This window comes from Rhizobium mayense (assembly GCF_030272705.1).
GTDB lineage: Bacteria > Pseudomonadota > Alphaproteobacteria > Rhizobiales > Rhizobiaceae > Rhizobium > Rhizobium mayense.
The window spans coordinates 416427-435602 of sequence record NZ_JARFYM010000001.1 but is presented as its reverse complement, the minus strand read 5'-3'; the positions used below and the strand labels follow the sequence as shown (position 1 = coordinate 435602).

Annotated in this window: 16 protein-coding genes and 1 riboswitch; of the genes, 4 read left to right on the top strand and 12 right to left on the bottom strand. The window is 58.7% G+C overall.

The annotated features are described in order from the left end of the window. Positions 1 to 9: 9 nt before the first annotated feature. Positions 10 to 948 (bottom strand): LysR family transcriptional regulator, encoded by a 939-nt coding sequence (locus PY649_RS02120; protein ID WP_285866431.1) that lies wholly within the window; start codon positions 946 to 948, stop codon positions 10 to 12. A gap of 79 nt (positions 949 to 1027) precedes the next feature. Here PY649_RS02120 and PY649_RS02115 point away from each other — a divergent pair, with 79 nt between their 5' ends. The 3 genes from PY649_RS02115 (at position 1028) to PY649_RS02105 (ending at position 2875) form a co-directional block, all read left to right on the top strand. Beyond that, a complete protein-coding gene (locus PY649_RS02115) occupies positions 1028 to 1273 on the top strand; it encodes a hypothetical protein (RefSeq protein ID WP_285866429.1) in 246 nt (81 codons plus the stop codon). 76 nt (positions 1274 to 1349) lie between these two features. Continuing rightward, positions 1350 to 1556: a DUF1127 domain-containing protein gene (locus PY649_RS02110; RefSeq protein ID WP_285866428.1), complete on the top strand. Its 207-nt coding sequence runs from the start codon at positions 1350 to 1352 to the stop codon at positions 1554 to 1556. A gap of 299 nt (positions 1557 to 1855) precedes the next feature. Next, entirely contained in the window at positions 1856 to 2875 is a 1020-nt protein-coding gene (locus tag PY649_RS02105) for a GlxA family transcriptional regulator (protein ID WP_349644401.1), read from the top strand. 18 nt (positions 2876 to 2893) lie between these two features. Here PY649_RS02105 and PY649_RS02100 read toward each other — a convergent pair whose 3' ends face one another. The 11 genes from PY649_RS02100 to PY649_RS02050 form a co-directional block, all read right to left on the bottom strand. After that, positions 2894 to 4225, bottom strand: a complete 1332-nt coding sequence (locus tag PY649_RS02100; RefSeq protein WP_285866425.1) for a diguanylate cyclase — start codon at positions 4223 to 4225, stop codon at positions 2894 to 2896. Between the two features lie 201 nt (positions 4226 to 4426). Further along, on the bottom strand, positions 4427 to 5257 hold the full coding sequence (locus PY649_RS02095; protein WP_285866424.1) for a response regulator: 831 nt from the start codon (positions 5255 to 5257) through the stop codon (positions 4427 to 4429). Positions 5258 to 5403: 146 nt separating this feature from the next. Next, positions 5404 to 7917 carry a GcvT family protein gene (locus tag PY649_RS02090; RefSeq protein WP_285866423.1) on the bottom strand — a complete coding sequence of 838 codons (2514 nt, stop codon included), beginning with the start codon at positions 7915 to 7917 and terminating at the stop codon, positions 5404 to 5406. Between the two features lie 243 nt (positions 7918 to 8160). Continuing rightward, positions 8161 to 10782 carry a mechanosensitive ion channel family protein gene (locus PY649_RS02085; RefSeq protein ID WP_285866422.1) on the bottom strand — a complete coding sequence of 874 codons (2622 nt, stop codon included), beginning with the start codon at positions 10780 to 10782 and terminating at the stop codon, positions 8161 to 8163. A 173-nt stretch (positions 10783 to 10955) separates the two neighbouring features. Then, positions 10956 to 11516: a DUF924 family protein gene (locus PY649_RS02080; protein ID WP_285866421.1), complete on the bottom strand. Its 561-nt coding sequence runs from the start codon at positions 11514 to 11516 to the stop codon at positions 10956 to 10958. 74 nt (positions 11517 to 11590) lie between these two features. Further along, positions 11591 to 12601 (bottom strand): FecCD family ABC transporter permease, encoded by a 1011-nt coding sequence (locus tag PY649_RS02075; protein ID WP_285866570.1) that lies wholly within the window; start codon positions 12599 to 12601, stop codon positions 11591 to 11593. Between the two features lie 60 nt (positions 12602 to 12661). Then, positions 12662 to 13621 carry an ABC transporter substrate-binding protein gene (locus PY649_RS02070; protein WP_285866420.1) on the bottom strand — a complete coding sequence of 320 codons (960 nt, stop codon included), beginning with the start codon at positions 13619 to 13621 and terminating at the stop codon, positions 12662 to 12664. Between the two features lie 13 nt (positions 13622 to 13634). Next, a complete protein-coding gene (locus PY649_RS02065) occupies positions 13635 to 14414 on the bottom strand; it encodes an ABC transporter ATP-binding protein (protein WP_285866418.1) in 780 nt (259 codons plus the stop codon). Positions 14415 to 14424: 10 nt separating this feature from the next. Beyond that, entirely contained in the window at positions 14425 to 14838 is a 414-nt protein-coding gene (locus PY649_RS02060; RefSeq protein WP_285866417.1) for a DUF1636 family protein, read from the bottom strand. 108 nt (positions 14839 to 14946) lie between these two features. Further along, positions 14947 to 15163, bottom strand: a riboswitch (cobalamin riboswitch). Between the two features lie 205 nt (positions 15164 to 15368). Next, positions 15369 to 16784, bottom strand: a complete 1416-nt coding sequence (locus PY649_RS02055; RefSeq protein ID WP_285866415.1) for an FAD/NAD(P)-binding protein — start codon at positions 16782 to 16784, stop codon at positions 15369 to 15371. Between the two features lie 362 nt (positions 16785 to 17146). Then, positions 17147 to 17746 (bottom strand): RBBP9/YdeN family alpha/beta hydrolase, encoded by a 600-nt coding sequence (locus tag PY649_RS02050; RefSeq protein WP_285866414.1) that lies wholly within the window; start codon positions 17744 to 17746, stop codon positions 17147 to 17149. A gap of 196 nt (positions 17747 to 17942) precedes the next feature. Between PY649_RS02050 and PY649_RS02045 the strand changes: the two genes are divergently transcribed. Further along, complete coding sequence (locus PY649_RS02045) at positions 17943 to 19160, top strand: SfnB family sulfur acquisition oxidoreductase (RefSeq protein WP_285866413.1); 1218 nt, start codon at positions 17943 to 17945, stop codon at positions 19158 to 19160. Positions 19161 to 19176 lie beyond the last annotated feature (16 nt).

Sequence of the window (19176 nt, the reverse complement as noted above, 5' to 3'; positions counted from 1 at the left end):
GCGCGGCCGTCAAGCTGCAGCGCGTGCAATCTCCACGAACGCATTGCGGATACTGTCCGCCACAGCCTTCATCGGACCGGTCATCTGCGATGCCGTCAGCAGGCGTATGTCGAAGGCGGTAAGTTCCGGCAGCCCTTCGTTCGGGCCGAGGACAGTCATGTCATCGGTGACATAGGAGCGCGGAAACGGCGCAATCGCCAGGTCCGAGACCACCGCGGCGCGCTGCGCCATCGTATGGGCGCTAAGGTAGGAAACACGGTAAGGCCGCTTCTGCCGCTCAAGCTGCGCCAAAGCCTCCGATCGCCAGATACAGCCATCTTCCCAAATCGAGATCGGCAACGGATCGCGGCGATAGGCCGTCCCGCACTTTGCGCCGGCCCAGACCAAGCGCTCAGTATAGATAACCTCGCCATCTGTCGGGAAAGGCCGCGTCGCGCAGTTGATCAGCGCCAGATCCAGCCGCTGCTCCTCGATGCGCTTCTTCAATTGCAGGCTCATGTCGACGGTCACATCGACCATGATGCCCGGATAACTCTCCGAAAAACTCTTCAGAATGCTCGGCAACAGACGCTCGCCGATATCATCAGGCGCACCAAGCCGCACAACGCCGCTGAGCTCGGGCATGATGAAGCGCGACACGGCCTCATTGGAGAGCGCCAGGATGTTGCGGGCGTAGGAAAGCAGCATCTCGCCATGCTGCGTCAGGTTGACCGAGCGGGCGTCACGCAGGAACAACGTCACACCCAACTGCTCTTCCAGCTTCTTGATCTGCATCGAGACGGCAGAGGGCGTGCGGTAAACCGCATCGGCGGCCGTGGAGAAATTACCGGTCTCGGCGATGGCGACAAAGGTGCGCAGAACTTCATTGTCGAGCAGCGGTATGGGCCGGCGGAACGGTACGGTCATAACGGTGTCCTTCAATTTTTCTGATTTTAAGCACCATATCATTTCATTTGTCTGAATGTCAACGAAGCACCATATTAGTCCTAACGAAATTGATAGAGGCAGCCGAGAAGGAGTAACGACCATGGCTGGCACAGCGCTTCGCGAGGCATCTCGCTTGTTCAATCTCATCCGCGCCCGCGAAATTCAGCGCACGGCGCAGCACACGCTTGACGAAATTGCAACGCGGTTTCCGGCGCATCTGATCGATGACGTCAACGCCCGCGGCCTGCCGCCGGATAGTGTGCTCTCGGCCCTCGAACGAAAGCCCGCCAACGTGCGATCGTTCAAGAATACTAATGGCAGCTATAAGATCTATTCGCTTGATTGATGCGTGAACCACACCCATATTAGCTCGTAAAGGTCGCGACCTTTCGGGCATCGGAAAAACCGGAAGGAACCTGGAAATGACCACGATTACCTACAGAGATAGCGGCAGGATGCGGACCACGCTTCCATCGGGCAGCGGTTTTGTGCAGTTCGCCACCCGGATTGCCGATCGTTGGCAGCGGTGGCGCACCGAGCGCGAACTCGAGTCCCTTTCAGACGACATGCGCAAGGATTTGGGCTGGCCGGCCGTTGACGAAACCAAGAACCCCAAGGCTACCCGATGATTGCGATATGCCATAAATCCTGAAGGCGGCGCTCAATCATAACGAGTGTCGCCTTTCGGACATTTTTGCTTCTGAGTGCGTATTTGTTTTTATCTTGATTATTAACCGCATATATATTTGGTTGCTTCTGGAAATTGCTTACCCGCCCCGCCTGCTTTCTTTATAGCGACAATTTTAGTGAGCCCGCACAAATATCCCTTTGCGGCCGCTATTATCCATGCCAATGTCGCTATTAGACCATCGAACCGACGCATTTGACGCAAGGTATATAGATGGTGGTGGAGGTGGATTTTTCTGATATGAGCAAGACTCCGATTAAGACGCGTTCCCTGGTTTTCTTTCTCGTTCCCCATTTTACCATGCTGCCGTTTTCCGCTGCGGTCGAAACGCTGCGGATTGCGAACCGCATGCTTGGTTATCCCGCCTACACGTGGCGGCTGGCCTCGACCGACGGCCAGAAGGTCTACTCCTCCAGCGGCATCGGCCTCGAGGTCAATACGTCGCTGGCCGACGAGCGCCGAAATCTCGGCGGCGAAAACCGGCCGAACATGGTGCTCGTCTGTTCCGGCATCTATGTCGAGGAGTTCCACAACAAGTCGGTCAACGCATGGCTGCGCGAGACCTATAATCGCGGCGTCGCTGTTGGTAGCCTCTGTACGGGCGCGCATGTGCTGGCGCAAGCCGGCCTCCTGAACGGCAAGCGCTGCGCCATTCACTGGGAAAACCTTCCGGGCTTTGCCGAGACTTTTCCGCAGGCCGAAGTTTATGCCGATCTCTACGAAGTCGACAGCAATCTCTACACCTGCGCCGGTGGCACCGCTTCACTCGACATGATGCTCAATCTGATCGGGCAGGATTTCGGCGAAAACCTAGTCAACCGCGTCTGCGAGCAGCAGCTGACCGACCGCGTCCGCAGCCCGCATGACCGCCAGCGCTTGCCGCTGCGCGCCCGCCTCGGCGTTCAGAACGCCAAGGTACTGTCGATCATCGAGCTTATGGAAAGCAATCTCGCCGAGCCGCTGTCGCTACTCGAAATTGCCGACGATGCCGGCCTGTCGCGCCGTCAGATCGAGCGCTTGTTCCGCCAGGAAATGGGCCGCTCGCCTGCCCGCTACTATCTTGAAATCCGCCTCGATCGCGCGCGTCACCTGCTCGTGCAGTCCTCCATGCCGGTCGTTGAGGTGGCTGTTGCCTGCGGCTTCGTTTCCGCTTCGCACTTCTCCAAGTGTTATCGCGAACTCTACAATCGTTCGCCGCAGCAGGAGCGCGCCGAACGCAAGCTCACCATGTCGTCCAACCGTACAGGCGTCGTTGTCTGATACTGGCGATAAAGTGGCTTACTCCGCGGCTTCATCCGTCATCTTGATGTCGGAATAGACCTGGTTGCGGCCCTTGTGCTTGGCCATATAGAGAAACTGGTCGGCGGCATTGAGATAGTTTTCGAATGCCTCATAGCCCGCAACCTCGGCGACACCGATCGACACGGTCACCGATAATTCCTCGTCGTCCGCATTCACTTTCAGATTCGAGAGATTGACGCGTACCTCGTCGCAAACCGCGGTCGCGGCGCGTGAATCCATCTCGGTGAACAGTATAGCGAACTCCTCGCCGCCAAGCCGGGACAGCAGGTTTTCGCTGCCTTCGAATAAGGAATGCAGCCGGCCGGCGACGGCCTTCAGCACCTGATCGCCGATCTCGTGGCCGTAGGTGTCGTTCAGATGCTTGAAGTGATCGATGTCGAGGATCGCAACCGAGGTCGGTCGATGATGACGCAGGCATTCGTTCACGATCCGCGGACCATGATCGTAGAAATAGCGCCTGTTATAGAGCCCGGTCAGATAGTCGCTTGCCGCGGCGGCGCGCAATTGTTTGATCTGCATCAGCGTTTCGACATTGATCGCGATGCGGCATTGCAGCTCTTCGGCCACGAACGGGCGATAGATGAAATCGCTGGCGCCGGCCTTCAGAAACGTCGCCGACAGCAGGCGGTCGGTCGAGGAGGATATGCCAATGACCCGCATCCGATCCGAACCATAGCGATGGCGAATACGCCGGGTCAGTTCATAACCATCCATGTCGGGCATATGATGGTCGGTCACGACCACTTCGATGTCGCTATATTCGTCAAGCACCGCCAGGGCTTCGACGCCGGTACCCGCCTCGGCGACCTTGAACTGCTGCGCCTCCAGAAGCTCCACGAGCACGCGCCGTGCGGACGGCAGGTCATCTACCACCAGTACCCGCGTGCTGCGATTGGAGATGGCGCGCCGCACGGTGGAAACGAGATTGTCGAGGGCGAACTCGTTGTCCTTCAGAACATAGTCGACAATGCTGCGCTCCATGATGCGGTTGCGCATGTCCATGTCGAAAGACGCTGTGAAGACGATGGTGGGAATATGGTAGGCGATGGCAACATCCAGCGCCTCGCCATGGGGTGCATCCGGCAAATTGAGGTCGACCACCGCCATGGTGAAACCATGCTCGCCGATCGCCAACGCCTCATTCAGTTGCTTCAGCGAGGCGCAGTGGGTGACGCTCAGTCCGAGCTCAGTTTGGAACCGATGAGACAGGACAGAAGAGAACATGCGCGAATCTTCAACCAGAAGCATCTTCTGGCTGCCACGGCGATGACTATGGCCATCGCTGAGGAAATCCGCGCGGAACACCATTCCCCTTAAGTCCTCCCAGACCATACGGCACGCCCAGATCGGCGTTGCACGTTATGGGCGAAACAACATCGCCCGTCAGATCCATCGTGAACAGGATTCGTGAAGAAATTGGAACCGTAGATTGCAGAAATCTTGCACAAAAGATGAATTATCCTCATATTTTGTATTTCTGAATATCGATCGATCCCTGCTGCTGGCATGTCAGGCGCTCAGCCTTATCTGCCGCATCGATTGAATCTGCAGCAATGTGTCGAGATTTTGGTTCACGCGGCAGTAGAATTCTTCATCAATGAACGGCCGCAGAATGAAATCATTTCCACCCGCCTTGAGAAAGCGTGCCGACAACAGCCGGTTCGTGGAAGACGAGACACCGATGATGCGCAACTCATGCGAGCCGACGCTTGCGCGGATGCGGCGCGTCAGTTCGAATCCGTCAATATCGGGCATGTTGTAGTCGGTGACCATCAGGCCGATGTCGCGATTGGCCTTCAGAATCTCCAGCGCCTTGGTGCCGTTCTCGGCGACGCTGACACGGAAATTATACCGCTTCAGGCGGCTCGACAGCAGCGCACGTGCCGTGGCGCTGTCGTCGACGATCAGCACATGATGACGATGATTGGTAAGGAAGCGGCAAATCGACTCCGCCAGCAGGTCGACGGCGAAGATATTGTCCTTGAGGATATAGTCGACAATGTCTTTCGCGATCAGTTCATCGCGCATGCCTTCCTGGAACGTGCCGGTGAAGACAATCGTCGGAATGCTGAGATCGATCAGATATTCCAGCGCCTCGCCCTTTTCCGCTCCTGGCAGATTGATGTTGGAGATCGCCAGCCGGATCGGCTCCGCCGATTTGTCGTAGGCAAGCTGCAACTCTTCGAAATTCCTGCAGATTTCGATGTCGATGTCGAAGAGTTCTTTCAACTTCTTGCTGATCATCGACGTAAAGACATTCGAATCCTCGGCGAGAAGAATGCGCGCTCCAGCAAGCGAGCCGCCGGAATACTGCATTCCCGAAATACCTAAAAATGGCATGATAAAACCTGCTAATAGAAAATCGGCCCCGTCCTAATTTTCTACAGCAAAGCGCTTGAGTTTTTATTAAGTCGACTGGTTTCCCATTAATGAAAAAGGCGACCGCTGGGTCGCCTCCTCAATACTTATACTCTGAAGGTCAGATATCAGGCGCGTAGCGCCGCATTGTCCGGATCATACGGGCTCTCGCCGACAACGGTGGCGGTATAGATAGTTCCCAAAATCTTGATCTTGAGCTTTGTGCCTTCGACGGCATAGCCCGGCTTCAGCATTGCAAGCGCCAGTGACTTGCCGATGCGGAAACCGTAGGAGCCGTTGGTGGCGCGACCGACAAGTTCGCCGGCTTCGTTATAGATCGCTTCCGAACCGCGGGCATCGACATCGTTGCCGGTCTCGACCACCAGCGTCGCGAAATTCCATTTCAGGCCCTTGTCCTTGTAAGCCAGCAGGCCTTCGCGGCCGAGGAATTCCTTCTCCGGCTTGATAAAGCGGTCGAGCGCCGATTCATAGGCATTGTACTCGATCGACATTTCACGCGGGATCAGCCGGTAGGATTTTTCGACCGACATGGCGAGCATGGCGCGGATGCCGAAGGGTTTGATTCCGAATTCGGCGCCGGCTTCCATCAGCTTGTCGAAGATATAGTTCTGCATTTCGATCGGATGATGCAGTTCCCATCCGAGCTCGCCGACGAAATTGACGCGCAGTGCATGGGCTGTCGCCGCTCCGACTGAGATCTCCTTGCCGGAAAGCCAGGGGAAATCCTTGTTCTCGAGGCTGGTGCGGGTGAGCTTCTTCAGGACATCGCGCGACCGCGGGCCGGCAAGTACGAGAACGCCGAGGCGCTGGGTGATCTGCTGCAGACGAACGGAACCGTCCGTCGGCGCGAGCTTGCGCAGATAGTCATGATCATGCGCCTCATAGGCACCGGCCGAGACCAGGTAAAAGCGGCCCGGAGCCCATTCATAGACCGTGAATTCGGCACGCACGCCACCCTGCACCGTCAGGAGATGGCAAAGCGCAATGCGCCCGCGCTTCTTGGGGATTGCATTGGCGAAGATCGATTCCAGCCAGGCGCGCGCGCCCGGGCCGGACACTTCCATCTTGGCGAAGGCGGACATATCGAGGACGCCGACCTTCTTGCTGACGTTCAGCACTTCGTTGCCGACATGCTCGAAATAGTTCGAACGGCGGAACGACCAGCGCTCGACGATACGGCCATCTTCCGTGGCCGGCGCGTGATTGTGGTTGGTCAGGACATCGGCGCCAACGCCGAGCTGGTCCTTCGGCACCTCGTAGCCTTCCGGCGCAAACCAGTTGGCGCGTTCCCAGCCATAGACGGAGCCGAAGACGGCACCCATGGCTTTCAGGCGATCATAGATCGGCGTCGTCTTCAGCGGACGCGCGGCGGCCCGCTCTTCGTCCGGATAGTGCATGGTGAAGACGTTGGCATAGGCCTCTTCGTTCTTGGCGATGAGATAGCCTTCGTTCGCATAGGGGCCGAAGCGGCGGGGATCGACACCCATCATGTCGACGGTCGGTTCGCCGTCGACAATCCATTCGGCAAGCTGCCAGCCAGAGCCGCCGGCGGCGGTGATACCGAAGGAATGGCCTTCATTGAGCCAGAAGTTCTTCAAGCCTGGCGCCGGGCCGACGATCGGATTGCCATCCGGCGTGTAGGCGATGGCGCCGTTGTAGACCTTCTTAATGCCGACCTCGCCGAAGGCCGGAACGCGCGTGATCGCGGTTTCGATATGCGGCATCAGACGGTCGAGCTCTTCCTGAAAGAGCTCGTATTCGCTGTCATCGGACGGACCGTCGACGTAGCAGGCCGGCGCACCGTGCTCATAGGGGCCGAGCAGCAAGCCGCCATTTTCTTCGCGCATATACCAGGCGCTGTCGGACTCCCGCAGCACGCCCATTTCCGGCAGGCCCTTGGCCTTGCGCTCCAGGATCGCCGGATGCGGCTCGGTGACGATGTATTGATGTTCGACCGGGATGACGGGAATGCTGATGCCGACCATCTCGCCAGTCTTGCGCGCGAAATTGCCGGTGCAGGAGACGATATGTTCAGCGGTGATTTCGCCCTTGTCCGTTGTCACCTTCCAGAGACCGTCGGGCAATTGCTCGATCGCCGTTACCGTGGTGTTGCGATAGATCGTTGCGCCGCGGTCACGTGCGCCCTTGGCGAGCGCCTGTGTCAGATCGGCCGGCTGAATATAGCCGTCGTCCGGATGCTGGATAGCGCCGAGCAGGCCATCCGTTTCGCAGAGCGGCCAGATTTCCTTGACCTGCTCGGGCGTCAGAATGTTCACCTTCACGCCGATCGTCTCGGCAATCCCGGCGTAATACATGTATTCGTCCCAACGGTCCTTGGTCCGCGCGAGACGAATATTGGAGACCTGGCTGAAGCCGACATTCATGCCAGTCTCTTGCTGCAGTTCCTGATAGAATTTCACCGAATATTTGTGGATCTGGCCGACCGAGTAGCTCATGTTGAAGAGCGGCAGCAGACCGGCTGCATGCCAGGTCGAACCGGAAGTCAATTCCTTCCGCTCAAGCAGGACGACATCGTCCCAGCCCTTGTTCGCCAGGTGATACAGCGTCGAGACACCGACGACACCACCCCCGATAACGACGGCCCGTGCATGTGTTTTCATGGAAAAGCTACCTCTTTAGGATTGAGCGACCCCGGCTCCCATCCGGGTGAAATCACCAGTGCGATGGACTATGCAATTCCGACAGACGCGCCAAATGCCTGATTACGACATGGGGAAAGCTTGCCGCGACGATGTGTGGATAGACAAGCGGGAAATCGCTTTTTTCCGCATTTTCATGCGGCTCGGGCAAGGATGGTTCAGCACCCTCGCCCGCTCCAGCGCTATCGAATTGTCGCGATCACGTCACTGGGCAGACGCCCTTCCGCGACGACGGCCAATGCTCTTGGCCCCCTGCGGCAATTCTTCTTCGACCGGAGCGATGTCGGGCACGACAGTTTCGCTTCCGACCTCCGGTCCATCCGCCGAGTCAGCGAGATTGGTGCTTGCCAACAGATCGGTCTGCCTGCCGCGCCTGCTGTCGCGAACGATGTGCAGTTCCTGATGAGGATAGGGAATGGAAATCCCCTCCTCGCGAAAACGCTTCAGGATATCGATGCGCAGATTGTTGCGGATCTCCATGCCGTCGGAAAGATCGGAGAGATAGAACCGCATCTCGAAATCGAGCGCGGACGGACCGATACGCAGGAATTCGACATGCGGCTCCGGATTTCTGAGCACCTTCGGGATGCCGCGTACTAGCTCCAGCAGAATGTCCATCACCTTCTGCGGATCGGAATCGAAACTGACGGAAACAGGGATTTCAGAGCGGGCCAGCCGGTTGCGGTGCGTCCAGTTGCCGACCGAGCCGTTGATCAGCTCGGAATTCGGCACGATGATCGACTGCTTGCGGAAGGTTTCGATCTCAGTCGCGCGCACCGAGATGCGCTTGACAATGCCTTCAGAGGTACCCGAGACGATCCAGTCACCGACCTTGAAGGGTCGCTCGACCAGAAGGATCAGGCCCGAGACGAAGTTCGACACGATATTTTGCAGACCGAAACCGATACCGACCGAGAGCGCGCTGGCAACGAGTGCCAGGCTGGACAGGTCGATGCCGGCCGCTGAAATGGAGATGATCGCCGCCACGGCGACGCCGAGATAGCCGATGCCGGTCTTGACCGAGTTGCGGACACCCAAGTCCACCTGACCGCGCGCCATGACATTGCTGTCCAGCCAGCGCTGGAACCAGCGCGTCACCAAATAGCCGCCGGCAAAGAGCAGGACGCCCGCGAAGATGCCGACCAGCGAAATCGACATATTGCCGATGCGGATCTCGGTGAACAGCCGATAGGCAAGCAGTTCCAGATCCTGAATATGGAATCCCCAGGACAGCAGGATCAGCGGAATCCCGGTCAAAAGTGCGACCGCGTAGGTCGCGAGGCCTGCGCCAAGACCAGCCTGATCGAGCGCGACGTCACCGAGCTCGAAGCGGTTTTCGAGGAAACGCCCGATAGCGGTCTCGGCAAAAACGCCTTGCCGCGATACCGACTTGCCGAGCTGGAAGCCGAGATACATGGTCACCAGAACAGCGCTGGTGACGATCAACTGCGTTGCGATGAAACGCGCCAGGCCGACATAGCCGATAAAAGCCGTGAAGATCAGCAATATGCCGAGGACCCGCAGAATGATCGCCATACCATGCGGCCAGTGACGACCGGGAGCATCGGGATCGCCGTTCTTTGCGAGGATCGGCGTTCCGAAGGAGGCAGCAATCAGGATCAGCCCGATCAGCAGGGCCGCAAAGAAGCTCTTAGCCACCGTGACGACAACCGGAGAACCCATGGATTCGCTGATGCGGTCGAAGACGTAATCAAGACCATTGACGACAGCCATGGCCTGCATGCACCAGGTGAGAGAGCGGGCTCCCTTGTTGGACAGCTTGACGAGCCGCCAATGCGGCCTGAAGGGCGCGAAAACGGCATTGGTTAGGCGACCGACGAAATAGACCAGTCCGATGAAGCCGAAGAGAGCTGCCAGTATCGGCGCGATATCCGGCCGCAGCACGTTGAAATTCGAAAGGAAGAAAAAGGACGTAACGAGAAATGCGACCAGCGACAGCGTGCGGATCAGCGTCGACCAGAAGGCGACCGAGAGGCGGCTGATATAAGGCGGATTTTCGATGTTCTCGTCCCGCAGATAGTACCTGCCGAACAGCCGGTAGCCCCCAGAAAGGAACAGAAACGCCGCGCCAAGCGAAAGGAAGAGAGCGGCCAGGAGCGAACCAAGTTTGGCCTTGACAACGAAGCCGATCCAGCTTGTCACGGCATCGCGGAACTCTACGCTCTCGTTACCGAGTGCGGCGCCCGCATCCTCGAACGTGCCGGCAGAGATCCCCGTACGCTTGAACAGCGTCTCGGCAAACAGTTTGCGACGGACCTCGATGAGCTGCATCGCGACCCGGTTGGCCGCGGCAACCAGATTGTCGGAATCGACGTTGACGGCGCTGATTTGCGAACGTTCCGCGTTGAGACGGTCACGTTCTTGCGTGACGATCGCCGCTTCCGGCGGCTGGCCATCCTTGGGCGGCGGGCCGAGTTGCGTTAGGCGCGCATCGATCTCTGTGGAGCGCGGCTTCAGTCGTGTCGAAATCGCCGCTACGGAACGGCTGAGCTCATCCACCCGACCGGAAAGCGCCACCAGTGCGCTGTCGTCAGCTCCTTGTTCCTTGGCTTCCGCCTCGATCGAGGCAAAGTCCTTCTTGGCCTGGTTGAGGTCGGCAACGGCGGCGTCTAGCAAACCGTTGGCAAGCTGCGGCGACTGCGGCGACTGACCGGAAGGCTGTTGTTGCGTTTGCTGAGCGGGTTGCGCCGCCTGCTGATTCTGCGCAAAGGCGTGCCCGCCCGCCAAAGGGCCAGTCGCCACGGCGGCGCTCAATCCCAAAAGCAGCACGGGCAAAAAACGGAGACGGTGTTTCAGCAGGCGCAAGCAAAGCTCCTCGTCGCAGATAAAGTCGCCGGCGGCTGATTAAACGGATTCGCCGCACGAAAAAATGGAAGAACAGGGTCTTCCCATACTGTGATTGCGAATTTCACATTCCCTACGCGTACGCCTTGTAATGCAAAGAAAGGCGACACAAAGGCATTTACACCTTTATTCCCTCAGAATCCTGCTCCGGGTTTGGCAAGGTAATCTTTCTCAGCCTCCGTCGAAACACGCCCAAGGATAGCGTTGCGATGCGGAAAGCGGCCATAAGCAGCAATAACGGCACGATGCCGGAGCGCATAGTCGATCTGTTCTTCGAGACCGAGCGCGCTGAAAAGAGCGACGGCCCGATCTTGTTCGACAATGTCTTCCGCATGCTCGAACGGCAGGTACAAGAATATCCGCCATTGCGCCGGCAATCCGCGATCCGCATCAACCTCTAGAGCCTTTTTCGCTTCCTGCAGCGCCAAACCATCTGTCGCAAAAGCAAGCGGCGTGCCGCGATAGATGTTACGGGCGAACTGGTCGAGCACGATAATCGCCGCCAGCCGCCTTTCGGGCGTTGTCCGCCAATGATCGGGCACCCCCGCGGCCAATGCCAGATGCGTGTCGCGAAACCGACGGCACATCTCTTCGTCCAGAGCAACGGTCGAGCGGAACCAATCCTCGTTCGTGCACTCCTCGAACCAGAAGCTCAACACCTCTTCAGGCGTACAAACAATCGGATCTGCGGCCATTCCTTCCCTCCCGGATGTCCGTCCGGAGATAGGCCCGTCAGCCGCTGACGGCAATGGTAAAGACCATCCGTTGCTCAGCTTTTTCGCAAAATCAGAATGAAAGCGATGCCCCCGACCAGGCCGGTGACGATGCCGATCGGCATGTCCTCCGGGGCCATGATCAATCGCGCGGCGATATCGGCCCAGATCAATGTCAGCGCTCCGAAGGCGGCGCTCAGCGGCACGACACGCACGTTGTCGCCCCCAACAAACAGCCGGACGAAATGCGGCACCATCAGTCCAACAAAACCGATTGCTCCCGAAAAGGCGACCATGACACCCGTCAGCAGCGCCGTGACAACGAACAGCAGGAAACGAAATTGCGTTACGGCAATGCCAAGCGTCGCTGCCGTCTCGTCACCCATGGCAAGCGCGTTCAGCTCCCGTGATTTCAGCATCAGCACGGAAAGGCAGGCGAAGAGCACGCCGGCCGGATAGATCAGATGCTGCCACTGCGCCAGTCCCAGACCGCCGAGCATCCAGAAGACGACGGTATTTGCCGCCCTGGGGTCGCCGAGAAAAATCAGGAGATTGCCGAGCGCGGTAAAGACAAAAGCGACGGCGACACCCGACAGCACCAGCCGGTCGGCTGAACGTGAGCCCATCAGCTTGGTCACCAGTGCCACGGCGGCCGTGGCGAGCAGCGCGCCGGCGAAGGAGGATAACGGCACGGTCAACAGCCCCAGGACGAGCCCCGTGTGCAGCAGCGCCAGGATCGCGCCGAAAGCGGCACCTGAGGAAACGCCGAGGAGATGCGGATCGGCCAGCAGATTTCGGGTAAGCGCCTGAAGGACCGCGCCGGTGACCGCAAGCCCCGCCCCCACCAGCAACGCCAGAATGACGCGTGGGAAACGCACGTCCCAAACGATGCTTTCCTGTCCGCTGGACCAAGTGACTGGCAACAAGCCGGCATGCAGCTTGTTGCCGACGATCGACCAGACAGTCGCAAACGGGATAGGCGCCGCGCCGAAGGAAACGCCGGCTGTGATCGATATGGCGAAGAAGGCAGCAAGAAGAAGGATCAGAATGGAAAGGCCAAGGCGCATGCGAAAATCCACGAAGCAATCCGTCCAATGATCGACTGGACGGATCGGCATTGTCATTTGTTACATCGCTTCCGGGTGGAATGCCTTCGCCAGAGTAGCGATGGCCTCGATGTTGCGCGGTCCCGGCGTGGCCTCGACATAGGGAAGCACGACGAAGCGGTCGTTTTTCACCGCGTCGATATTCTTGAAGGCCGGATTGTTCTTCAGAAATGCGGTCTTCTGGGCGGCGGTGACTTCGCCGTAGTCAACGATGACAATGACTTCCGGGTTCTTCTCGATCACCGGCTCCCAGGAGACCTCCGTCCAGCTCTTTTCGACATCGTCCATGACATTGGTGCCGCCGGCCGCTTCGATCATTGCCGTCGGGATGCCATAGCGGCCGGAGGTGAAGGGCTTTTCCTCACCGGAATCATAAACGAAGACGCGGGTCGGACGGTCGACATGGCTGATCTTCGACTGGATATCGCCGAGTTGCTTGCGATAGCCGGCAACCAAAGCCTCAGCCCTATCCTCGACACGGAAAATCCTGCCAAGGTTCAGCAGGTCGACGAACATGTCGTCCATTGTGGGCTTGTTCTTCTGCATGACGAAGATGCAGGATTCGGTGAGCTCATAAACCTTGATGCCAAACGGCGCCAAAGTCTCCGGCGTCACTTCGCCGCCCACTTTCATGCCGTAATTCCAGCCGGCAAAATAAAAGTCGGCATTGGCGCCGAGCAGCACCTCCTTGTTCGGATATTTCGGCGACAGTTCCGGCATTTCCTTGATGCCGTCCCGCAGCTTCTCATCCAGCGTCTTCCAGCCGGAAACGCCGGTATATCCGACCATGCGATCCCTTAGCTTCAGCGCCAGCATCATTTCAGTGAGGTTGACGTCGTTGGAGACGGCGCGCTCCGGCACCTTGTCGAAGGTCACGTCGCGATTGCAGCTGCGCACGGTAACGGGTTCGGCCAAAGCGGCACCGGCAACGAGCGCGCCGAATAACAAGGCAGTAGCGGACAATGACATACGGAAAGACATGAATGGCTCCAAATTATCGAAGAGAAAAAGTAAAACGATGGGATGTGTCGCCCGCGGCCTGGCGGCTGGCCTCGACACGGAATGCGGATGAGATACGCTCGGGGGTCAGAACTTCCGTTGGCAGGCCATGGCCGGTCAGGCGGCCGGAATCGAGCACCGCGACATGCGTCGCGAAATCGGCCGCAAGATTGATGTCATGCAAGGTGGTGATGATCGTCCGGCCGAGGCCTTTCAACAACTCCAATATCTCCAGCTGATGACGGATATCGAGGTGATTGGTCGGCTCGTCGAGGATGATCAGCTCGGGTTCCTGCGCCAATGCTCGGGCGACCAACACCCGCTGTTTCTCGCCGCCGGAAAGCGACGCGAATTGCCGGAGCGCCAGATGCTTGAGCTCCAGGCGGACTAGTGTTGCCGCAGTTGCCGCATGATCCTCCTCGCTCCAACGCGCCATCCCCTTGCGATGGGGAATGCGGCCCATCATCACTACATCACGGACGCTGAAGGGAAAATCGCCCGGGGTCTCCTGCAGGACGACGGCGATACGTTGCGCCGCCTCTCGCGGGCCGATCGACCAGAGATCGATGCCGTCGAGACGCACCATACCCCGTTGCGGCCGGACACCCCGATAGAGGCATCGCAGCAAGGTCGATTTGCCCGCCCCATTTGGGCCGATAATGGCCAGCCGATCGCCGGCTTTCACAGACAAGCTGATGTCTCGGATGATCGGCTTGCCCTTATGCGGTCCCCAACTGACGCCGTCGGCTTCCAGTCGCAAGCATTTTTCCAGCATGATCCGCCCCCTAGTGCAAAAGCGTTGCTTGGCGTTCGGCCGAAACGATGGCTGCCGGAATGCGGGCCAAAGTCTTGCCGCTAAGCGCTCTCGGACGTTCGCCTTCCCGCGTCATGCCATCGGGACGATCACGATAAAGCTCAGCAAGGGAGACGAGCGCGCCGATGTCGGCTTCGCCCCCGATGTCGCCGAAGAGGTAGGTCGCTTTCGCGGTCGCCTGGAAAGCGACCGTGCATGGCCGCTCGCAGCCGGCCATGCAGACGCTGCCTTGCAAACTGAAATCGTCTGAAAGTGCCGCGCCAGCGCGGGCGATGGCGGCCTGCAGATGTTTCAGCAATTCGAGACCGGGACGGCACGGCGCCCCGGTGTGGCGGCAATCCGTGCATACGGTGATCCGATGCGTCTGCTCTTTTGCCTTGTCCATGAAATGCCTCCCGGAGATCTCGCCGGAGGCAAAGTCAATATAGGGCCTGCGGACGCAAACGCGCCCTTGCCCAACCACTGAATTTCCATCGGAACACCCCGTCCGTTGCGGTTGACGTTATCGATGGCAGGTCTCCTGGCTCGCGGGTCACAGCCCGTTCGCACCTTCCCGGCATCAAGCCAGTGGCATGTCGCGAACGCGCTCTCCGCTTACAGTTGCGGGGGCAGCCACGGTTTTGGCCCCTGATGGGTAATCCGCACCGTGTTCCCTTTTCAGCCGCCCACCGGATGATTCCGGCGGCAGCACCATCGGCATCGTTCATCTCACAGAAAATCGAAACGGGCAATGGCGGTGTCATCAATGTCCGCACTTGTCCCCGAGCCTCAACTGGCAACAACCAACAGCTAGATTGTTATGTTATTACGTTACGTATTTCAACGAAAAAATCAGATTTAGCTGCGGACAGGAAATCGCGATTACAGGTGAATTCGAAGCCCTATCTCGCCTCTTGACGAGCACCACAGCTCTCGTCAGACCGCTTTGCACTGCGGATAAAATCGCGTTGCTACGCCTTCGGCGGCGGTATAGGCCTGCGTGACGATCTCCGGCACGAGATCGATATCCGGCAGGCTCCCGAGTCCCAGCGGGCCGATGGCAAAAAGCCCCTCGGTCGTGCGGCCATCCACAGATAGCGCACCCGTCGCTTCCACAGCTAGGCCAAGGCCGAGTTCGTCCGGCATAGCGAGGCCCGCGCCGATCAGGCTCCGCATCAATGGCGTGTCGAGATCAGGCTCCTGGCAGCGACAGTCGATCACTTCATCGGCATAGATCTGCTCCGCGCCCTGCTGACCAGTGGGCTTCAGCGTCAATCCGGTCGGCGTGCGCCGCAGGAATTGCCCGCGGCGCAGCAGCGTATTGCCTTCCGCCAGCTCCTGTTTCAGCCGTACATGCAGCGCTTCCGGCAGGCGATTGCGGTGGCTGTCGTAAAGCGCACGCAGATGGCGGTTGAATTGCTGCTTCTGTCCCGCCGGCAGCGAGCGCCAGAGCGAGCGCGCATGTTTGCGCAGGCCGTTCATGACGGATTGCCAGCTTTGCTCGTTCGCCTCGGCATTCTCGCAAGCCCGCCGGATAAAACGTACGATCTCGCTGAGACTGCCGGGCATTGCCTCCGCGGGAAAGACCGGGTCGGCATTGCTGCGGGTATGGCTTTGCGGCAGAAAGCCGTGTTTCGAGACGATGGTGATCTGGCCGCCATAACCATTGTCGCGCATCTGCAGCAGTCGGTCGACCACGCGGAGACCGCTGCCGAGCAATACCGTATGCGGGCGCGACACTAGACGGCGAGCACGAACAGCCGTCGGCGTCGCCACGGGTTCACCGCTATGTGGCGCGCGATCGGACATGCCGTAACCGGTCGCCAGGATCACGGTGTCGAACAACGGATTGGAAGCGCCAGCGCTCTCAACCAGAACGCGGTCGCCATGGCTGCGGCGAAGGCCGATCACCGTCTCTGCACTGACTTGCACCGTAATATCCCGCCGCGAGGACAATGCCTCGGAAAAGCGTTGATAGACATAATCGCTGAAAATGCTCTTCGGCACGAAAATCTGCAGGAAGCCCGGTATTGCGGCCGGCACCGCGCTGCGGAACGTCGCATTGCTGCAGAGCCAATCATTGAAATCGTCGGGATCGCCAGCGGAAACCGAGAGATCGCGGACACGGCTGTTCAGGATTTCGCTGCTGCGGCCAGAAGCCAAGGCCTGACCGCCGCTGACGCTGGAATTGGGATCGAAAAGCTGCAGGTGAAAAGGCGTCCGCACCGTCTTCATCAAGGCGATCGCCATCATCATGCCAGAAAAGCCGCGGCCGATGACAGCGATGCGCGGCATCACATAGGCCTGTGCCGAGGCGGTGCCCTTGGCCGAAAAAAGTCCCTGAACCGTCATATCAACTCCTGGGGCAAGAGGTGGTCGATCATGTTTTTCTAAGGGATACTGATACTTTGCGCGGCCACTTAACGCCTGGCCGCTAGAGGGCCGCGCATAAAATAAACGCATAGGGCCGCTCTGTTTTCTTGAACCCAGAGATCCTCTTCGTTTCGATGTTCCACCTGAAAACGGAATGCTCTGGGCGGCTTCCCCGTCAAGCTAGGAAGCCCGTTACCTTCGTCAACCTGCACGCCTCGATCCCACACGGCCGAGGAATGTCATTATTACTATTGTCTACTTATTTAGTCGTATATGAAAGCGCGAAAATGCGCCCGTAGCAAGCGCTTTCTTGCGACCGGCGTTTTGATGGCAGTTTGTCCCTACGACATCGCAGCGCACGAGATGTTGTGCAGCTGCGGTCTCACCGGCCCCGGCTCCTGATTTTCGACCCTCTTGGCGAACGTTGAAAACAATTGGTAGCCCTGCTCCCAATGGCCGAAACCGCTGGCGATGTTGATGTGGCCGGCATGGCCGAGATCATGAAGTTCGCTGCCCCATCGTGCCGCATGCTGGCAAATTTCTGTGGAATCCATATAAGGATCGTCGCGGCTGCCGACGACAAGGCTCGGAAATGGCAGGGTGCTTGTGGGCATAGCGCCGAAATCGATAGCGCCGGGATGCAATCTCTCCGTTCGTCCGAGATCGCAGGGCGCGACGAGAAAAGCGCCCTTCACATGCCGTGCAACAGGACGATTTGCGAGGTTCGCGGCAAGCAGGCATCCGAGACTGTGCGTGACAAGCCAAGCCTCTCCTATCAGCTCCAACTCGCTTTCCAACGCCGTCAGCCAATGCCGCAGCACCGGTCGCGACCAGGAAGCCTGGCCGACGATCGCGGCAGAGGCGTGGTCGCGCGCCCAATGGCGCTGCCAATGGCCCTCGGCGGAGCCGTTCAAACCGGGAAGGATCAGTGTCGCGACCATGGCGCTCTCCTGGATGGCAAGCGATGGCTGCAGCGAGCCGCACGCTTACAATTTTTCCATTCACCGCCTATTATGGCCGATACCGAAATCTGGATAAGCAAAGAATATCTAATGTATAGTACATCTATAGAAATTGCGCGCTTATCAGTTTCATACAGCTAAGTCACTGATATGCCATCGGCTGATGGAGTGATGGATGGGAACTGTTTCACAGTTGCATGAGCGAACCAGGCCGCTCGCATACCGCATTCAAAGCGACGAGGAAGCGCTGGAGATTGCGCGATCTCTGGCCGCGCAGTTTTCTCAGCAGGCGAGCGACCGCGATATCAACCGCGTGCTGCCCTATGAAGAACTGGAAGCCCTGTCGCAATCCGGACTGCTTGGCATCACAGTGCCAGCCGAATATGACGGCCTCGATATCTCCAATTCCGTTCTCGCCGAAATCGTCGCAATCCTGGCTGAAGCGGACCCTTCGATCGCCCAGATTCCGCAGAACCATTTCTACATTCTCGAAGCAATGCGCATCGATGGCAGCGAAGAACAGAAGAATTTCTTCTTCACCAGGGCACTGGCCGGCGACCGTTTCGGCAATGCATTCTCCGAGGTCGGCACCAAGACAGCGGGTCAATACAATACCCGCTTGACGCCGGACGGACTTGGCCATCGCATCAATGGCCGCAAATTCTATTCGACCGGCGTGCTTTTCTCCGACTGGATCGCAATATTTGCGCTCAACGCGCGGGACGAACTCACCATGTCCCTTGTCCCACGCGGCACAGAAGGCATCCAGGTCATCGATGACTGGGACGGTTTCGGTCAGCGCACATCCGGCAGCGGTACGACCATCCTGCATAATGTCTACGTCAACGCCGACGCTGTCGTATCGCATCACAAAGGCTTCGAGCGAGCGACGACCATCGGCTCGGTCGGACAAATTATCCATGCCGCCATCGATCTCGGCATTGCCCGAGCCGCTTTCTCCGCGACCGTGGAGTTTGTGAAGACCAATGCCCGCCCCTGGATGGACAGCGGTGTCGAGCGCGCGGCCGATGACCCTCTGACCATCGCAAGGATCGGCCAGATCGCCGTCCGCATCGAAGCCGCCGCCGCAATGCTCGAACGCGCCGGCAAGAAGATCGACGTTGCCCAGGTCAACCCGACGGAAGACCATGTGATCGAGGCCACGATTGCGGTGGCGGCCGCGAAGACCTTGACGACGGAAATAGCCATCGAAGCCTCGAACACGCTGTTCGAGCTCGCCGGCACCTCCTCAACGCGCATCGGCCTCAATCTCGATCGCCATTGGCGCAACGCCCGCACCCACACGCTGCACGACCCGGTACGCTGGAAGTATCACATCGTCGGCAATTACTACCTGAACGGCGTGACGCCGCCGAAGAACTGGACGCTCTAACAAATTTTGTAGCAGG